We start from the raw sequence: 17,061 nt of genomic DNA on the forward strand, positions 1-17,061 counted from the left end.
CCACCTCGCGAGTCCGCCATGCGCCGCCTGTTTTTCCTGCTGTTCCTGCTGCTGGCCAGCCCTGCCTTCGCCACAGGCCTGCTCGACAACCGCCCCAGCGCCACCCTCGGCGCCGCTTCACTGGCCAACAATGCCGACTTCCTGCCCGTGCACGAGGCCTTCAAGCTCAGCCTGGTCCAGGCCGATGCACAAACCCTCAAATTGCGTTTCGTTGCCACCGAGGGCTACTACCTCTACCGCCATCGATTCCAGTTCCACACCGAGCCGGCAGACATCGCCCTGGGCACGCCAAACATCCCCAAGGGCGAGGCCAAGCACGATGAATTTTTCGGCGACGTCGAGGTGTACCACGGCGTGCTCGACATCGAGCTGCCGCGCACCGACCCGCGTGCCTTCACCCTGCTGGTGGGCTACCAGGGCTGCGCCGACAAAGGCCTGTGCTACCCACCGGAAACCGCACGCCTGAGTATCGACGGCGAAGGCGATGCCAACGCCCCGGCAACTGCCGAACACGGCTGGAGCTGGAAATCGCTGCTGTTGTTCTTCCTTGCCGGGGTCGGCCTGACCTTCACCCCGTGCGTACTGCCGATGCTGCCGATCCTGTCTGGCGTCGTGCTGCGCGGCCAGGTTGGCGGCCTGCGCGGGCTGGCGCTGTCGCTGGCGTACGTGCTGCCGATGGCGGCCAGCTTCGCCGCGCTCGGCGCGCTGATGGGCCTGTTCGGCGCTGGCCTGAACCTGCAGGCGCGCCTGCAATCGGCCTGGGTGCTGGTGCCCTTCGCCCTGTTCTTCGTGGTATTCGCCCTGGCCATGTTCGGCCTGTTCGAGCTGAAGCTGCCACAGGCCCTGAGCAACCGCCTGAACAACGTCGCCAACCATACGCGGGGCGGCTCGTTGCTAGGCGCGGCGGTGCTGGGTGTGCTCTCCAGCCTGCTGGTTTCGCCTTGTGTGTCAGCCCCTCTGGCTGGCGCCCTGCTGTATATCAGTGCCAGTGGCGATGCCTTGGGCGGCGCACTCAAGCTGTTCGCCCTGGGCCTGGGCATGGGTGCACCCTTGTTGCTGGTGGCCACCGGTGGCGCGGCCTGGCTGCCGAAAAGCGGCCCGTGGATGAACACGGTGAAAAACGCCATCGGCGTACTGCTGCTGGGGCTGGCCATCGGCTTGCTCAGCCGCGTGCTGCCGGGCCCTGTAACCTTGCTGCTGGTGGGTTTCCTCGCCGCTGGCGTGGCGCTGTTCCTCGGCGCGCTGGAGTTGGTGGTCAAAACCGCACGCCAGCGCCTGGCGCAACTGCTCGGCCTGGCCTTGCTGGTGTACGCGCTGGCCTGCTGGTACGGCGCCCTCAGCGGCCAGGGCGACCCGCTTCGCCCGCTGCCCGTTGCAACAGTTGCGGCCACCGGCAACAGCCTGGCGGCAAAGGCCGATGCCTGGCAGACCATCACCACCCCCACGGCACTGGACGCCGCACTGGACCAGGCCAAGGCGGCCGGCCAGCCGGTGCTGCTGGACTGGTACGCCGACTGGTGCATCAGCTGCAAGGTGATCGAGCACGACGTGCTCAACACCCCGCAGGTGCAGGCCCAGCTGGCCGGCTTCAAGCTGCTGCGGTTCGACATCACCGAGAGCAATGCCGAGCAGCGCAAACTGCTCGACCGCTACCAGCTGTTCGGCCCGCCAGCCCTGCTGTTTTTTGCAGCGAACGGCGGCGAAATTACCGCTGATCGGGTGATTGGCGAGATAAACGCCGGTGAATTTGCGCAAAATCTGACACGCGTGCGTGGCAAAGTCGGTCTATAACTTCCCGCGTGCCGGGAAAAATCCTGAAATAGGTGACCAGATTTAATTATTTGGTCACATACTTCGCGCGAATCTCGGACATCGTGCTGGCTATTGCCGGGAACTGGACACTTGCCGTCGCTTTACGGCACACTCGCCGCGCTGTGTCGAATTGCCCTACAAATCCAAGGAATCCGCAGATGGCAACGCTACTGGTGCTCCACGGCCCCAACCTCAACCTGCTCGGTACCCGCGAGCCTGGCCATTACGGCGCCGTGACCCTGGCCCAGATCAACCAGGACCTGGAGCAACGTGCCCGCGCCGCAGGCCACCATCTGCAATACCTGCAGAGCAATGCCGAATACGAACTGATCGACCGCATTCACGCCGCACGCAACGAGGGTGTGGACTTCATCCTGATCAATCCGGCTGCTTTCACCCACACAAGCGTCGCATTACGTGACGCATTGCTTGCGGTGAGCATCCCATTCATCGAAGTGCATTTGTCCAACGTGCACAAACGCGAACCGTTCCGTCACCACTCCTACTTTTCCGATGTTGCCGTAGGGGTGATCTGCGGCCTGGGCGCCAGCGGTTACCGCCTGGCACTGGAGTCTGCACTGGAACAACTGGCTGCCAACGCACAGCCCAAATGATGAAAACCCTGGCCTCAGTGGGCCAGGGTTCGATAGAAACGTATCGATACGTTTTTTTGTATTTCGCCCCCTGACCGAACCTTTGGGAGTTGATGATTAATGGATATCCGTAAAGTCAAGAAACTGATCGAGCTGCTGGAAGAGTCTGGCATCGACGAGCTGGAGATCAAGGAAGGCGAAGAGTCGGTCCGTATCAGCCGTAACAGCAAGACCCCAGCTGCCCAGCAGTTCTACGCACCAGCCCCGATGGCTGCTCCAGTAGCTGCTCCGGTTGCTGCCGCGCCTGTCGCCGAAGCTGCTCCAGCTGCCCCGGCCTTGAAAGGCACCGTGGTTCGCTCGCCGATGGTCGGTACCTTCTACCGCAAGCCATCGCCAACCTCGCCAAACTTCGCTGAAGTTGGCCAGTCGGTGAAAAAAGGCGACACCCTGTGCATCGTCGAAGCCATGAAGATGATGAACCACATCGAATCTGATTTCGGCGGTGTGATCGACGCCATCCTGGTAGAAGACGGCCAGCCGGTTGAATTCGACCAGCCGCTGTTCACCATCGTTTGAATCGCGGAGAGCCCACGATGTCTGCGAAGCTCGAAAAAGTCCTGATCGCCAACCGCGGGGAAATTGCCCTGCGGATCCTGCGTGCCTGCAAAGAGCTGGGCATCAAGACCGTCGCCGTGCACTCCACGGCTGACCGCGAACTGATGCACCTGGGCCTGGCAGACGAGTCGGTCTGCATCGGCCCCGCGCCATCCAAGAACTCCTACCTGCATATCCCGGCAATCATCGCTGCCGCCGAAGTAACCGGCGCCACCGCGATCCACCCGGGCTACGGCTTCCTGGCTGAAAACGCCGACTTTGCCGAGCAGGTCGAAAAATCCGGTTTTGCCTTCATCGGCCCTAAAGCTGACACCATTCGCCTGATGGGCGACAAGGTTTCGGCCAAGGCCGCAATGATCAAATCGGGCGTACCGACCGTACCGGGCTGTGAAGGCCCGCTGCCGGAAGACGAAGAAGTCGCGCTGGCGATTGCCCGTGACGTCGGCTACCCGGTGATCATCAAGGCCGCCGGTGGCGGTGGTGGTCGCGGCATGCGCGTGGTGCACAAGGAAGAGGACCTGATCGCCTCGGCCAAGCTCACCCGTACCGAAGCCGGTGCTGCGTTCGGCAACCCGATGGTGTACCTCGAGAAGTTCCTGACCAACCCACGTCACGTGGAAGTGCAGGTACTGTCTGATGGCCAGGGCAATGCCATTCACCTGGGCGACCGTGACTGCTCGCTGCAGCGCCGTCACCAGAAGGTGCTGGAAGAAGCGCCGGCCCCGGGCATCGACGAGAAGGCCCGTCAGCAAGTCTTCAAGCGTTGCGTCGATGCCTGCATCGAAATCGGCTACCGGGGTGCAGGCACCTTCGAGTTCCTGTACGAAAACGGCAGCTTCTACTTCATCGAGATGAACACCCGCGTACAGGTTGAGCATCCGGTGTCGGAAATGGTCACTGGCATCGACATCGTCAAGGAGATGCTCAGCATCGCCGCTGGCAACAAGCTGTCGTACCGTCAGGAAGACGTGGTGATCCGTGGTCACTCGCTGGAGTGCCGGATCAACGCCGAAGACCCGAAGAAGTTCATCCCGAGCCCAGGCAAGGTGAAGCACTTCCACGCCCCGGGTGGCAACGGCGTGCGCGTCGATTCGCACCTGTACAGCGGTTATTCGGTTCCGCCGAACTACGACTCGCTGATCGGCAAGCTGATCACCTACGGCAAGGACCGCGACGAAGCCATGGCGCGCATGCGCAATGCCCTGGACGAGATCGTCGTCGACGGCATCAAGACCAACATCCCGCTGCACCGCGACCTGGTGCGTGATGAAGGTTTCTGCAAAGGCGGCGTCAACATTCACTACCTCGAGCACAAACTGGCTAACCAGGATTGATCGAGTAGTGTGATGTACCAAAACCCCGGCCCAGTGCCGGGGTTTTTTATTGCCCGCCAGCAGCTCACAACCCCTGTAGGAGCGGCCTTGTGTCGCGATGGGGCGCGCAGCGGCCCCACGATTTCAGCTTCGCCGCAGATATCGCCGGGGCCGCTCTGCGGCCCTTTCTCGACACAAGGCCGCTCCTACAGGGGACAGCGTCAGGGCTATACCTTCATCCGGGGCATCTCGATGCGGTGTTCATGCACCCGTCGATACAGCGTCGCCCGCGAAATGCCCAACGCCCGCGCCGCATCAGCCGGCTTCCAGCGATGACGAATCAGCGCATCCAGCAACAACTGCCGGGCCGGGCAAGACACGCCGCTTTCAGCCGAGACAACCGCGTCACCGCGCACCTCTTGCGGCAAGTCCTGTAACTGCACTTGCCCGCCTTCACTCACCGCACAGGCATACCGCAACACTTGCCGAAGTTGGCGCAGGTTCCCCGGCCAGCGATAAACCAGCAGCGCCTGCAACACAGCATCCACCAATACCACCTCGACCGCACAGGCTTCGGCCTCTTCTGCCAACAGCTGGTGAATCAGCCCCAGTCGGTCTTCGCGCTCACGCAGCGGCGGCAGCTCGAACCGGGCATTGGCCAGGCGGAAGTACAGGTCCTCACGAAAACGACCGTCCGCTACCATCGTCGCCAGGTCGCGGTGGGTCGCGCAAATCACCTGGATATCCACCCGCTCGCGCCGTGCCGCACCTAGCGGCGCCACTTCGCCTTCGGCCAGTACGCGCAGCAGCCGGGTTTGCAGGTTCAGCGGCATGTCGCCGATCTCGTCGAGGAACAGGGTGCCGCCATCGGCCTGCTGCAACAGCCCCTGCATGCCTTTGCTGGAGGCACCGGTAAAAGCCCCGGCCACATAACCGAACAGCTCGCTCTCGATCAGGTTTTCCGGAATGGCGGCGCAGTTCAGCGTGACAAACGGGCCATCGCGGCGCTGGCTTTGCTGGTGCAACTGGCGGGCAAACACTTCTTTGCCGGCCCCTGTCTCGCCTTGGACCAGCACCGCCAGGTTGCAGTCCTTGACCCGCGTGGCCAGCCGCAAATGCTGCTCGATGCGAGCGTCCTGAGCCTGCTGTAGGGGCTGCGTGCGCTGGCGCTGCTGCGGGGCGCTGACCCGTCCATACAGCCCACCCAGGCCCGGCAGGCGCTGGGCGGACGAGGTGTTGACGCGCCGCAGCTGGCCCATGTCGAACAACTCGCCAATGTGCTCGGGCAAACGCCCCAGGTGCTGCACCAGCCGTTGCCGTGCCAGGCTGTTGATGGCCTGCAAGCGGCCGTCGGTGTCCCAGGCCAGCAGGTAGTCGGGCTGGCTTTCCACATAACCCGGTGTGCCGTGGGCGCGCATCACCCAGTGGCCCTGGGCGCTGTGCATGAAGAAGGCGTTTTCGATTTCACGGGCGGTCTGCTCGACCAACTGGCGGATCAGGTGCTGGCTACGACGGTCGTCCGGTGACTGCAAGGCCGAGACATCCACCACGCCCAGCAACTCGCCCTGCGGGTCGAACACTGGCGCTGCGGTGCAGGTCAGGCCGATGAAGGCTGCGCGGAAGTGATCGCGCTTGTGCACAGTGATCGGAGCTTTGCTGGTCAGCACCGCCGCCACGCCGCAGGTGCCCTCCTCGCCCTCCGACCAACAGGTGCCCAGGTACAGCCCGGCCTTGCGGCAGTCATTGCGGATGGCCGATTCGACCCGGTAATCGATGGTGCGCCCCTGGGCGTCGGTCAGCAGCACGCAGTAGTCGGCGCCGCGCACCCGTTCGTGCAAGCGCGCCACAGCATCGCTGGCGATCCGCAGGAACAGTTCAGCGCGTTCGCGGCATTCGTTGAGCAGGCTTTGGGACAGGATGCGCGGCCCCTGCTGGGAGCCGGGGTCGAGGCGGTACAGCTCCATGGAACGGCGCCATGAATCGAGGATCAGCGCTGGTACCGGTGCCTGTGGCAGGCGGTCGGCATTCTTCAGCACCCGGCTGACGCAGTCGACATGGGCTCGGGAGTTCGCGGCAAGCATTCAGGCCCTCCGGTTCTCGTTGCTGTTTTTATCGTTGTCTGGCCATTAAGCGCTTCCACGCATGCCCCGACAAGCACTGTGTGATTACCGGCCGGCTTGAGACGCTGCGTCTCAACGTCTCGGCCTCTTCAGCCCTGCGCTGGCACCCAGCGTCTCGCCAATGCCGCCATGGGCACGTGCCTGAACGTGACCAAACCGCTCTGACACAAGCACTTCAGCCAAGCCTTGAAAAGCTGGCACCGCGCTTGCTCCTACCCTTGCAAACAAAAATACGAGGTGCGCCATGCCGCTACCCGCCCCGACCGTCGGGATCATTGCCAACCCAGCCTCTGGCCGCGACCTGCGCCGCCTGACCGCCAATGCCGGGCTCTATTCGAGCACCGACAAGGCCTCGGCGATCCAGCGCCTGCTGGCCGCTTTCGGTGCCACCGGCATCGGCCAGGTACTGCTGCCAAGCGACATGACCGGCATCGCCGCCGCCGTGCTAAAGGCCAGCCAGGGCCCCGCCGCCCGTGACCAGCACTGGCCGGCCATCGAAATACTCGACCTGCCGCTGACCCAGACCGTTGCCGATACCCGCCTGGCCACCCGGCGCATGGTCGAGCGCGGCGTGGCAATGATCGCCGTGCTCGGTGGCGACGGCACCCACAAGGCGGTCGCCGCTGAGGCCGGTGACGTGCCGTTGCTGACGTTGTCCACCGGCACCAACAATGCCTTCCCCGAATTGCGCGAAGCCACCAGCGCCGGCCTGGCTGGCGGCTTGCTCGCCAGTGGCCGGGTACCCGCCAGCATCGGCCTGCGCCGCAACAAGCGCCTGCTGGTGAAAGTGCCTGAGCAGCAGCTGGCTGAATGGGCCTTGGTCGAAGTGGCGGTGTCGCCGCAGCGTTTTATCGGTGCTCGTGCGCTAAGCCGCAGCGAGGACATCTGCGAAGTCTTCGCCTGTTTCGCCGAACCCCATGCCATTGGCCTGTCAGCCCTGTGCGGGCTGTGGTGCCCGGTGTCGCGCCAAGACCCGCATGGCGCCTGGGTACGCTTGAACCCCGGTGCCGAACAGGCGCTGCTGGCACCCCTGGCACCCGGTCTGCTGCAAGCCTGTGGCATCACTGCCAGCGGCCCGCTGACGCCCGGCGTCGCCTATCGCCTGAGCCTGGCCAGCGGCACCCTGGCTCTGGACGGCGAGCGCGAAATCGAATTCGCCGGGCACGACACGCCCACCATCACCCTCGACCACCAAGGCCCGCTAAGCGTGGATGTCGAGGCCGTACTGGCGCATGCCGCCCGCCATCACCTGCTGGCCGTGCCGCGCGGCCACCGGCAGCACCCTGCAAACCCGCGTTGAGACAACCCTGGAGAACAACAAGATGTCCAATCAACTCAGTACCGAACAACTGCTGCATGCCTATGAGGTGATGCGCACCATCCGCGCCTTTGAAGAACGCCTGCACGTGGAATTCGCCACTGGCGAGATTCCCGGTTTCGTCCACCTGTATGCCGGCGAAGAAGCCTCCGCGGCCGGGGTCATGGCCCACCTGCGCGACAGTGACTGCATTGCCTCGACCCACCGTGGCCATGGCCACTGCATCGCCAAGGGTGTGGATGTGTACGGCATGATGGCCGAGATCTATGGCAAGAAAACCGGCGTGTGCGGCGGCAAGGGCGGTTCGATGCACATTGCCGACCTGGAAAAAGGCATGCTCGGTGCCAACGGCATCGTCGGTGCCGGCGCACCGCTGGTGGCCGGGGCGGCATTGGCGGCCAAACTCAAGGGCCGTGACGACGTGTCGGTGGCCTTCTTCGGCGATGGTGCTTCCAACGAGGGTGCGGTGTTCGAAGCCATGAACATGGCGTCGATCATGAACCTGCCGTGCATCTTCGTGGCCGAGAACAACGGCTATGCCGAGGCCACCGCCTCTAACTGGTCGGTCGCCTGCGACCACATTGCCGATCGCGCTGCCGGCTTTGGCATGCCGGGCGTCACCATCGACGGTTTCGACTTCTTTGCCGTGTACGAGGCCGCCGGGGCCGCCATCGAGCGCGCCCGCGCCGGGCAAGGGCCGTCGCTGATCGAGGTCAAGCTCAGCCGCTACTACGGCCACTTCGAAGGCGATGCGCAAACCTACCGCGCCCCGGATGAGGTGAAGAACCTGCGCGAATCCCGCGACTGCCTGATGCAGTTCCGCAACAAGACCACCCGCGCCGGCCTGCTCACTGCCGAGCAACTGGACGCCGTCGACGCACGTATCGAGGACCTGATCGAGGACGCCGTGCGCCGCGCCAAGTCCGATCCCAAGCCACAGCCCGCCGACCTGCTCACCGACGTGTACGTCAGCTACCCCTGAGCCGCGGATTACAAGAACAACAGGAGAACCACCATGGCAAGAAAGATCAGCTACCAGCAGGCCATCAACGAAGCACTGGCCCAGGAAATGCGCCGCGACAACACGGTGTTCATCATTGGCGAAGACGTCGCCGGCGGCGCCGGTGCACCCGGCGAGGATGACGCCTGGGGTGGCGTGCTGGGCGTGACCAAGGGCCTGTACCACCAGTTCCCTGGCCGCGTGCTGGACGCACCGCTGTCGGAAATCGGCTACGTCGGCGCCGCTGTCGGGGCCGCCACCCAAGGCCTGCGCCCGGTGTGTGAACTGATGTTCGTCGACTTTGCCGGCTGCTGCCTGGACCAGATCCTCAACCAGGCCGCCAAGTTCCGCTACATGTTTGGCGGCAAGGCGGTTACCCCGCTGGTGATGCGCACCATGTACGGTGCGGGCCTTCGTGCGGCGGCCCAGCACTCGCAGATGCTGACTTCGCTGTGGACGCACATCCCCGGCCTGAAAGTGGTGTGCCCGTCGTCGCCGTACGACGCCAAGGGCCTGTTGATACAGGCAATCCGCGACAACGACCCGGTGATCTTCTGCGAGCACAAGTTGCTGTACAGCATGCAGGGCGAGGTGCCGGAAGAGGTGTACACCGTGCCGTTCGGCGAGGCCAACTTCCTGCGTGATGGTGACGACGTGACCTTGGTCACCTATGGCCGCATGGTCCACGTGGCACTTGAAGCCGCCAACAACCTGGCCCGCCAGGGCGTCGATTGCGAAGTGCTGGACCTGCGCACTACCAGCCCGCTGGACGAAGACAGCATTCTGGAAAGCGTGGAAAAAACCGGCCGCCTGGTGGTGATCGACGAAGCCAACCCGCGCTGCTCGATGGCCACCGACATCAGCGCGCTGGTGGCGCAAAAGGCCTTCAGCGCACTCAAGGGCCCGATCGAAATGGTCACCGCACCGCACACCCCGGTGCCGTTCTCCGACGCACTGGAAGACCTGTACATCCCTGACGCGGCGAAGATCGAGGCGGCCGTGCGCAAGGTGATCGAAGCCGCAAGGAGTGCCGCATGAGCCAGATCCACACGCTGACCATGCCCAAATGGGGCCTGTCGATGACCGAGGGCCGGGTGGACACCTGGCTCAAGCAGGAAGGTGACGTAATCAACAAGGGCGACGAAGTGCTGGACGTCGAGACCGACAAGATCAGCAGCAGCGTCGAAGCCCCGTTCAGTGGTGTCCTGCGCCGTCAGGTGGCCAGGCCGGATGAAACCCTGCCGGTCGGCGCGCTGCTGGCAGTGGTGGTGGAAGGCGAAGCTGAGGAATCCGAGATTGATGCGGTGGTACAGCGCTTCCAGGCCGAGTTCGTCGCCGAAGGGGGCGCCGATCAGGCCCAGGGGCCGGCCCCGCAAAAAGCCGAGGTTGGCGGCCGCTTGCTGCGCTGGTTCGAATTGGGTGAAGGCGGCACGCCACTGCTCCTGGTGCACGGTTTTGGTGGAGACCTCAACAACTGGCTGTTCAACCACCCGGCGCTGGCCGCCGAACGCCGTGTGATAGCCCTGGACCTGCCGGGGCACGGCGAGTCGGCCAAAGCGCTGCAACGTGGCGACCTGGATGAGCTGAGCGAAACCGTGCTGGCCCTGCTCGACCACCTGGACATCCCCAAGGCCCACCTGGCGGGCCATTCCATGGGCGGCGCGGTAAGCCTCAACGTGGCACGCCTGGCGCCGCAGCGGGTGGCGAGCCTGAGCCTGGTGGCCAGCGCCGGTCTGGGCGAAGCGATCAACGGGCAGTACCTGCAAGGTTTCGTCACCGCCGCCAACCGCAATGCGCTCAAACCGCAGATGGTGCAATTGTTTGCCGACCCGGCGCTGGTGACCCGGCAAATGCTGGAAGACATGCTCAAGTTCAAGCGCCTGGAAGGTGTTGGTGACGCACTGCACCAACTGGCATCGGCCATCGCCGATGGCGACCGGCAGCGCCACGACCTGCGCGGGGTGTTGGGGCAGCATCCGGCACTGGTGGTGTGGGGCGGCAAGGACGCGATTATTCCGGCCAGCCATGCGCAAGGGCTGGAGGCAGAAGTGCTGGTGCTGCCGGAGGCCGGCCACATGGTGCAGATGGAGGCGGCCGAACAGGTCAACCAGCAATTACTTGCGTTCCTGCGCAAGCACTAAGCCCTTTGCGTGAGCCTGGAGAACAACAATGAATGACCTGAGCCACACCCATATGCGCGCCGCCGTCTGGCATGGCCGCAACGACATTCGCGTCGAACAGGTGCCTTTGCCAGCCGACCCTGCGCCGGGCTGGGTACAGATCAAGGTGGACTGGTGCGGCATATGCGGCTCCGACCTGCACGAGTACGTCGCCGGCCCGGTATTCATCCCGGTAGAGGCGCCACACCCACTGACCGGCATCCAGGGCCAGTGCATCCTCGGCCACGAATTCTGCGGCCAGATCGCCAAGCTGGGCGAAGGCGTGGAAGGGTTTGCAATCGGTGACCCAGTGGCTGCGGACGCCTGCCAACATTGCGGCACCTGCTACTACTGTACCCACGGTCTGTACAACATCTGCGAACGTCTGGCCTTCACCGGCCTGATGAACAACGGCGCCTTCGCCGAATTGGTCAATGTGCCTGCCAACTTGCTGTACCGCTTGCCGGCAGGCTTCCCGGCGGAGGCCGGTGCGCTGATCGAGCCACTGGCGGTGGGCATGCATGCGGTGAAGAAAGCCGGCAGTTTGCTGGGCCAGACCGTGGTGGTGGTGGGCGCCGGCACGATCGGCCTGTGCACCATCATGTGCGCCAAAGCTGCGGGCGCGTCCCAGGTCATTGCGCTTGAGATGTCCTCGGCGCGTAAGGCCAAAGCCAAGGAAGTGGGCGCCAGCGTGGTGCTCGACCCCAGCCAGTGCGACGCCCTGGCCGAAATCCGCGCACTGACCGCCGGGCTGGGGGCGGATGTGAGCTTTGAGTGTATTGGCAACAAGCACACGGCCAAGCTGGCCATCGACACCATCCGCAAGGCAGGCAAATGCGTGCTGGTGGGTATTTTCGAAGAGCCTAGCGAATTCAACTTCTTCGAACTGGTGTCCACCGAGAAGCAGGTGCTGGGAGCATTGGCCTACAACGGCGAGTTTGCCGATGTGATCGCCTTCATTGCCGATGGGCGGCTGGACATTCGTCCGCTGGTGACCGGGCGGATCGGGCTGGAGCAGATTGTCGAGCTGGGCTTCGAGGAACTGGTGAACAACAAAGAGGAGAACGTGAAGATCATCGTGTCGCCGGGCGGGCGCTAATCTCACCTCAAAAAGCAACGCGGACCCTGTGGGAGCGGGCGTGCCCGCGAAGCAGGCGACTCGGTGGATGGCACCGGCTTCGCCGGTGTTCGCGGGCACGCCCGCTCCCACAAAGAAGCGCGCGGGCAAGATCCATCCGCTTATGCCATATCTGTCTCAGCCCCACATTCTGCGTCATACTCGGCAGACCTATTGCCCGGTCCTCGCCATGCGTCCACTGCTCCCCATTACCCTGGTCCTGCTGCTCGCCGCCTGTGGCGATGGCGAATCGCTGCTACCGCCAGACGCACGCCTGCCCGACGGCGGGCGTTACCGGGGGCAGGTGGTCGATGGCCTGCTGCAGGGCGAGGGCCGTATCGACTACCCCAACGGCAGCTGGTACGCCGGGGGCTTCAAGGACGGGCAGTGGCATGGCCAGGGCGAATGGCATGGCCAGAACGGCGAGGTGTACCGGGGGCAGTTCGCCGAGGGGCTGTTCCAGGGGCTGGGCGACCTGACCACCCCGGGCAGCCACTACGGCGGCACCTTCAAGCACGGACGGCGCGACGGCGAAGGCACGCTCAAGCAAGCCGACCAGACCTACCGCGGCCAGTTCAAGGACGACCTGTATGAAGGCGCAGGCGAACTGGAACTGGCCGACGGCAGCCGCTACCAGGGCCTGTTCGCCAAGGGCAAGCCCAACGGCGCCGGGGTACGCAGCGATGCCAGCGGCAACCAGTTCAGTGGGCGCTTCGTCAACGGCCAGTTGCAAGGCAGCGGTACGTACGACAGCGTCGACGGCGAGCAATACATCGGTGAGTTCAAGGACAACCGCCTGGAAGGCCGTGGCCGCTACGAAAACGCCGATGGCGATGTATGGATCGGCGAATTCAAGGACGGCTCGCTGACGGGTGAAGGCGAACTGCTGGGCAGCGATGGCAGCCACTACAAGGGCGAGTTCGCCGACTGGCGCCTGTCGGGCCAGGGCAGCCTGCAATTGGCCGATGGCAGCACCTACATCGGCGGTTTTCTGAACGATGCCTATCACGGCCATGGGCGGCTGACCCTGCCCAGTGGCCAGGTCGAAGGCGGCACCTGGGCCAACGGCGTGCGTGTACGCGACCAAAAGGGCAAGCTGCTGCCCGACCCACTGGACCTGGCCCTGCTCAACCAGGGCCGCCTGCTGGAAGAGGCGCTGGCCCGGGTGCCACGCTCGGCGCCGCCTATCCAGCTGTACAGCCTGGTAGTGGCCGGCGATGGCCAGCAAAGCGTGTTCCTGCGTGAAGCCGATTACGTCAGCAACATGCTCAAGGTGCGCTTCGGCGCCCGTGGCCAGGTGACCCTGGTCAACCACCGCGACCACATGGCCACCCGCCCCATGGCCACCCGCGAGAACCTCACCCGCGCCGCCAGCACCCTGGCCGAGCGCAGCGGCCCCGAAGACCTGGTGTTCATCTACTTCACCAGCCATGGCAGCCAGGACCACCAGTTGGTGCTCGACCAGCCACGCCTGCAACTGGCCGACCTTTCTGCCGACGAGCTGGCCACCGCCCTGGCGCCGCTGAAGGACCGCGACAAGGTAATCGTCATCTCGGCTTGCTATTCAGGGGGCTATATCGCCCCGCTCAAGGATGAGCGCACAGTGATCATGACCGCCGCCCGGGCCGACCGCGTGTCCTTCGGGTGCTCGGAAGAGGCCGACTTCACCTACTTTGGCGATGCGTTGTTCGCTGAAGCACTGAACCAGACCGACGACCTGAAACAGGCGTTTGAACTGGCACGCGCCAGCGTTGCCGAAAGAGAACAAAGGGAAGGCTTCGAGGCCTCTGAGCCGCAGCTGTGGGCACCGCCAGCCGTACTTGAACACTGGCAGCACCTGCGCCGGCAACAGGCCGAAGAAGCGTTGCGTAACGCCACACAGGCCAACGTGGGGCCACAGGCAGAAAAGCCCGGCAACCACTAGACTTGTGTGTATCAAGGGAGAGACATCATGTATTTGACGCCTCAGCATGTCTTGCTTGCCGGTGCCACGGGTCTGACAGGTGAACACCTGCTCGACCGCCTGCTCAACGAGCCCACTATTACCCGCGTGCTGGCGCCGACCCGTCGGCCGCTGGCCGAGCACCCGCACCTGGAAAACCCGGTCGGCGACCCGGCAGTGTTCCTGCCGCAGTTGGCCGGGCGGGTGGATATAGCCTACTGCTGCCTGGGCACCACGCTGAAGCAGGCCGGCTCCGAATCGGCTTTCCGCGCAGTGGACCTGGACATGGTCGTGGCGTTCAGCAAGCGTGCTCGGGAGATGGGTGCGCGGCATTTGCTGGTGGTGAGTGCGCTGGGTGCCGACCCGAAATCATCGATTTTCTACAACCGGGTCAAGGGCGAAATGGAAGAGGCGCTCAAGGCGCAGGACTGGCCGCAGCTGACCATCGTGCGGCCGTCGTTGCTGCTGGGCGAGCGAATTCAGCCACGTTTGAGTGAGCAGCTGGCTTCGCCGTTTTCCAAACTGATACCCGGGAAATACCGGGGCATCGAGGCTTGCACCCTGGCCCGGGCGCTGTGGCGGCTGGCGCTGGAGGAAGAGGATGGGGTGCGGGTTGTGGAGTCGGACGAGCTTCGCAAGCTGGGCAAGATATAAGCTTCACCTGAAAGGGCCTCTTCGCGGGCACGCCCGCTCCCACAGGGAAAGTGTTCAACTGAGGAGCGCACAATCCTGTGGGAGCGGGCAAGCCCGCGAAAGGGCCGTCACAGGCCGCCGGTGGCCTGGAAGCCTACACCGGCCGCAGTCAGCAACGACAACGGCAGTAACAGGGTATCGAGCAGCATGCTGCCCGGGAGGTCCAGTCCCGGGTACGCCGGTGCTTCAGCACCAAACCGATCCCGTGGGCAACACCCGCCATTGATCACATACAAATCCAGCCGGGTACCGGCATACACCACCGGCGCCCCGGGTTTGGCCGCATCCAGCGTGCGCACCGTGGCGCAGCCACCCAGCATCACCAGCGCCGCCACACCTAACAGCGCTCGCTTCAATCATCCACCCCGAAGTGGTGCTCGCCCCAACGCGGCAACATGTCCTGGGGAATGGCCAGCAGGTTGAGGATACGCGCCACGACAAAGTCGACCAGGTCGTCGATGGTTTGTGGCTGGTGATAAAAGCCCGGCGCCGCCGGCAGGATCACCGCGCCCATCTGCGACAGCTTGAGCATGTTCTCCAGATGGATAGTGGAAAACGGCGCTTCGCGCGGCACCAGGATCAGTTGGCGACGTTCCTTGAGGGTAACGTCGGCAGCGCGTTCGATCAGGTTGTTGCAGGCACCGGTGGCAATCGCCGACAGGGTGCCCGTGGAACAAGGCACCACCACCATCGCCGCCGGGGCGCCGGAGCCGGAGGCTACCGGCGACATCCAGTCTTCCTTGCCGTACACCCGGATCTGCCCGTCGGCGGCACCGGTGTATTCGGTGAGAAAAGCCTGCATCGCCTGGGGCTTGGCCGGCAGCAGCACGTCGGTCTCGGTAGCCATGACCAACTGCGCGGCCTTGGAGATCAGGAAATGCACCTCGCGGTCCTCGCGCACCAGGCAATCGAGCAGGCGCAGGCCATATTGGGCGCCCGAGGCGCCCGTCATGGCCAGGGTGATGCGTTCCGGTCCGCTCACTTCAGCGCCTCGGCCAGCTTGCCGTGCAGGCCACCAAAGCCACCGTTGCTCATGATCACCACGTGGGTGCCCGGGCGTGCCTGGCCTTTGATCCGCTCGATGATCGCGTCGAGGCTGTCGGCCACCACGCTCGGTACCTTGCACTTTGCCGCGGTGGCAGCCAGGTCCCAACCGAGGTTGGCCGGGGCGTACCAGATCACCTGGTCGGCGTCGTTGACGCTTTCCGGCAAGCCGTCACGGTGCGCGCCGAGCTTCATCGAGTTGGAGCGTGGCTCGATCACGGCGATCACCGGCGCCTCGCCAACGCGCTTGCGCAGGCCGTCGAGGGTGGTGGCGATGGCGGTCGGGTGGTGGGCGAAGTCATCGTAGATGGTCACGCCCTGCACTTCGGCAACCTTTTCCATGCGCCGCTTTACGCTCTTGAAGGCGCTGAGGCCCTCGATACCCATGGCCGGCACCACGCCAACATGGCGGGCCGCTGCCAAGGTTGCGAGGGCGTTGGCGACGTTGTGCTGGCCAGTCATTGCCCAGTCCACCACGCCTTGGACCTCGCCCTCGAACAGCACTTCGAAACGCGAGCCGTCGGGGCTGAGCAGGCGCGCCTGCCACTGGCCACCAACGCCTGTGGTCTGCACCGGGGTCCAGCAGCCCATGCCGATCACCCGCTCCAGCGCTTGTTCGGTAGTGGGGTGAATGACCAGGCCCTCGCCCGGGATGGTGCGTACCAGGTGGTGGAACTGCCGCTCGATCGAGGCCAGGTCCGGGAAAATGTCCGCATGATCGAACTCAAGGTTGTTGAGGATCGCGGTACGTGGGTGGTAGTGGATAAACTTCGAGCGCTTGTCGAAGAAGGCGCTGTCGTACTCATCGGCTTCGACCACGAAGAACGGCGTATCGCCCAGGCGCGCCGACACCGAGAAGTTCTGCGGCACGCCGCCAATCAGGAAGCCCGGGCTCATGCCGGCATGTTCCAGCACCCAGGCCAGCATGCTGCTGGTGGTGGTCTTGCCGTGGGTGCCGGCAACGGCCAGTACCCAGCGGCCTTGCAACACGTGGTCAGCCAGCCATTGCGGGCCGGACACATAGGGCAGGCCCTTGTTCAGCACGTACTCCACCGCCGGGTTGCCACGCGACATGGCATTGCCGATGACCACCAGGTCTGGCGCCGGGTCCAGCTGGGCCGGGTCATAGCCTTGGGTCAACTCGATGCCCTGGGCTTCGAGCTGGGTGCTCATCGGGGGATAGACGTTGGCGTCCGAGCCGGTGACGCGATGGCCAAGTTCCTTGGCCAGCACTGCCAGCGAACCCATGAAAGTGCCGCAAATACCGAGAATGTGAATATGCATGGTCGACCTCGCAAAACATCGAGGCAGGGTAGCCCAGGGCGCGACAAATCG

15 protein-coding genes are annotated in these 17,061 nt (G+C 64.3%); 11 read left to right on the top strand and 4 right to left on the bottom strand.

Annotation, left to right across the window (positions count from 1 at the left end; all coding sequences use genetic code 11):
* Window positions 1-18 precede the first annotated feature (18 nt).
* The 4 genes from P0Y58_27005 to accC all read left to right on the top strand — a co-directional run bounded on the left by P0Y58_27005 (window position 19) and on the right by accC (window position 4,354).
* A complete protein-coding gene (locus tag P0Y58_27005; protein WEK30488.1) occupies window positions 19-1,791 on the top strand; it encodes a protein-disulfide reductase DsbD in 1,773 nt (590 codons plus the stop codon).
* 179 nt (window positions 1,792-1,970) lie between these two features.
* Entirely contained in the window at window positions 1,971-2,426 is a 456-nt protein-coding gene (gene aroQ / locus P0Y58_27010) for a type II 3-dehydroquinate dehydratase (protein WEK30489.1), read from the top strand.
* A gap of 99 nt (window positions 2,427-2,525) precedes the next feature.
* Window positions 2,526-2,981 (top strand): acetyl-CoA carboxylase biotin carboxyl carrier protein, encoded by a 456-nt coding sequence (gene accB, locus P0Y58_27015; GenBank protein WEK30490.1) that lies wholly within the window; start codon window positions 2,526-2,528, stop codon window positions 2,979-2,981.
* Between the two features lie 17 nt (window positions 2,982-2,998).
* Complete coding sequence (gene accC / locus P0Y58_27020; protein WEK30491.1) at window positions 2,999-4,354, top strand: acetyl-CoA carboxylase biotin carboxylase subunit; 1,356 nt, start codon at window positions 2,999-3,001, stop codon at window positions 4,352-4,354.
* Window positions 4,355-4,560: 206 nt separating this feature from the next.
* On the opposite strand, the gene P0Y58_27025 is transcribed toward accC, so the two are convergent.
* Complete coding sequence (locus P0Y58_27025; protein WEK30492.1) at window positions 4,561-6,414, bottom strand: sigma-54-dependent Fis family transcriptional regulator; 1,854 nt, start codon at window positions 6,412-6,414, stop codon at window positions 4,561-4,563.
* 283 nt (window positions 6,415-6,697) lie between these two features.
* Between P0Y58_27025 and P0Y58_27030 the strand changes: the two genes are divergently transcribed.
* From P0Y58_27030 to P0Y58_27060, 7 genes are all read left to right on the top strand, one after another.
* Window positions 6,698-7,753, top strand: coding sequence for an NAD(+)/NADH kinase (locus P0Y58_27030; protein WEK30493.1), 1,056 nt, complete (start codon window positions 6,698-6,700; stop codon window positions 7,751-7,753).
* Between the two features lie 22 nt (window positions 7,754-7,775).
* Window positions 7,776-8,753, top strand: coding sequence for a thiamine pyrophosphate-dependent dehydrogenase E1 component subunit alpha (locus P0Y58_27035; protein ID WEK30494.1), 978 nt, complete (start codon window positions 7,776-7,778; stop codon window positions 8,751-8,753).
* A 33-nt stretch (window positions 8,754-8,786) separates the two neighbouring features.
* Window positions 8,787-9,809 (top strand): alpha-ketoacid dehydrogenase subunit beta, encoded by a 1,023-nt coding sequence (locus P0Y58_27040; GenBank protein ID WEK30495.1) that lies wholly within the window; start codon window positions 8,787-8,789, stop codon window positions 9,807-9,809.
* Complete coding sequence (locus P0Y58_27045) at window positions 9,806-10,912, top strand: acetoin dehydrogenase dihydrolipoyllysine-residue acetyltransferase subunit (protein ID WEK30496.1); 1,107 nt, start codon at window positions 9,806-9,808, stop codon at window positions 10,910-10,912. The genes P0Y58_27040 and P0Y58_27045 overlap by 4 nt, the downstream gene beginning before the upstream one ends.
* Window positions 10,913-10,964: 52 nt before the next feature.
* Entirely contained in the window at window positions 10,965-12,029 is a 1,065-nt protein-coding gene (locus P0Y58_27050) for a 2,3-butanediol dehydrogenase (GenBank protein WEK33403.1), read from the top strand.
* 208 nt (window positions 12,030-12,237) lie between these two features.
* Window positions 12,238-13,971, top strand: a complete 1,734-nt coding sequence (locus tag P0Y58_27055) for a C13 family peptidase (GenBank protein WEK30497.1) — start codon at window positions 12,238-12,240, stop codon at window positions 13,969-13,971.
* Between the two features lie 27 nt (window positions 13,972-13,998).
* Window positions 13,999-14,643: an oxidoreductase gene (locus tag P0Y58_27060; protein ID WEK30498.1), complete on the top strand. Its 645-nt coding sequence runs from the start codon at window positions 13,999-14,001 to the stop codon at window positions 14,641-14,643.
* 107 nt (window positions 14,644-14,750) lie between these two features.
* Here P0Y58_27060 and P0Y58_27065 read toward each other — a convergent pair whose 3' ends face one another.
* The 3 genes from P0Y58_27065 to mpl are packed head-to-tail and all read right to left on the bottom strand — an operon-like array spanning window position 14,751 to window position 17,010.
* Window positions 14,751-15,038, bottom strand: coding sequence for a YceK/YidQ family lipoprotein (locus tag P0Y58_27065; protein WEK30499.1), 288 nt, complete (start codon window positions 15,036-15,038; stop codon window positions 14,751-14,753).
* Window positions 15,035-15,664 carry a flavin prenyltransferase UbiX gene (gene ubiX / locus P0Y58_27070; GenBank protein WEK30500.1) on the bottom strand — a complete coding sequence of 210 codons (630 nt, stop codon included), beginning with the start codon at window positions 15,662-15,664 and terminating at the stop codon, window positions 15,035-15,037. Before ubiX ends, P0Y58_27065 begins: the two co-directional genes overlap by 4 nt.
* Window positions 15,661-17,010, bottom strand: coding sequence for a UDP-N-acetylmuramate:L-alanyl-gamma-D-glutamyl-meso-diaminopimelate ligase (gene mpl, locus P0Y58_27075; GenBank protein ID WEK30501.1), 1,350 nt, complete (start codon window positions 17,008-17,010; stop codon window positions 15,661-15,663). The genes ubiX and mpl overlap by 4 nt, the downstream gene beginning before the upstream one ends.
* Window positions 17,011-17,061 lie beyond the last annotated feature (51 nt).

The organism is Candidatus Pseudomonas phytovorans (genome assembly GCA_029202525.1).
In the GTDB taxonomy this organism is placed as follows: Bacteria; Pseudomonadota; Gammaproteobacteria; order Pseudomonadales; family Pseudomonadaceae; genus Aquipseudomonas; species Aquipseudomonas phytovorans.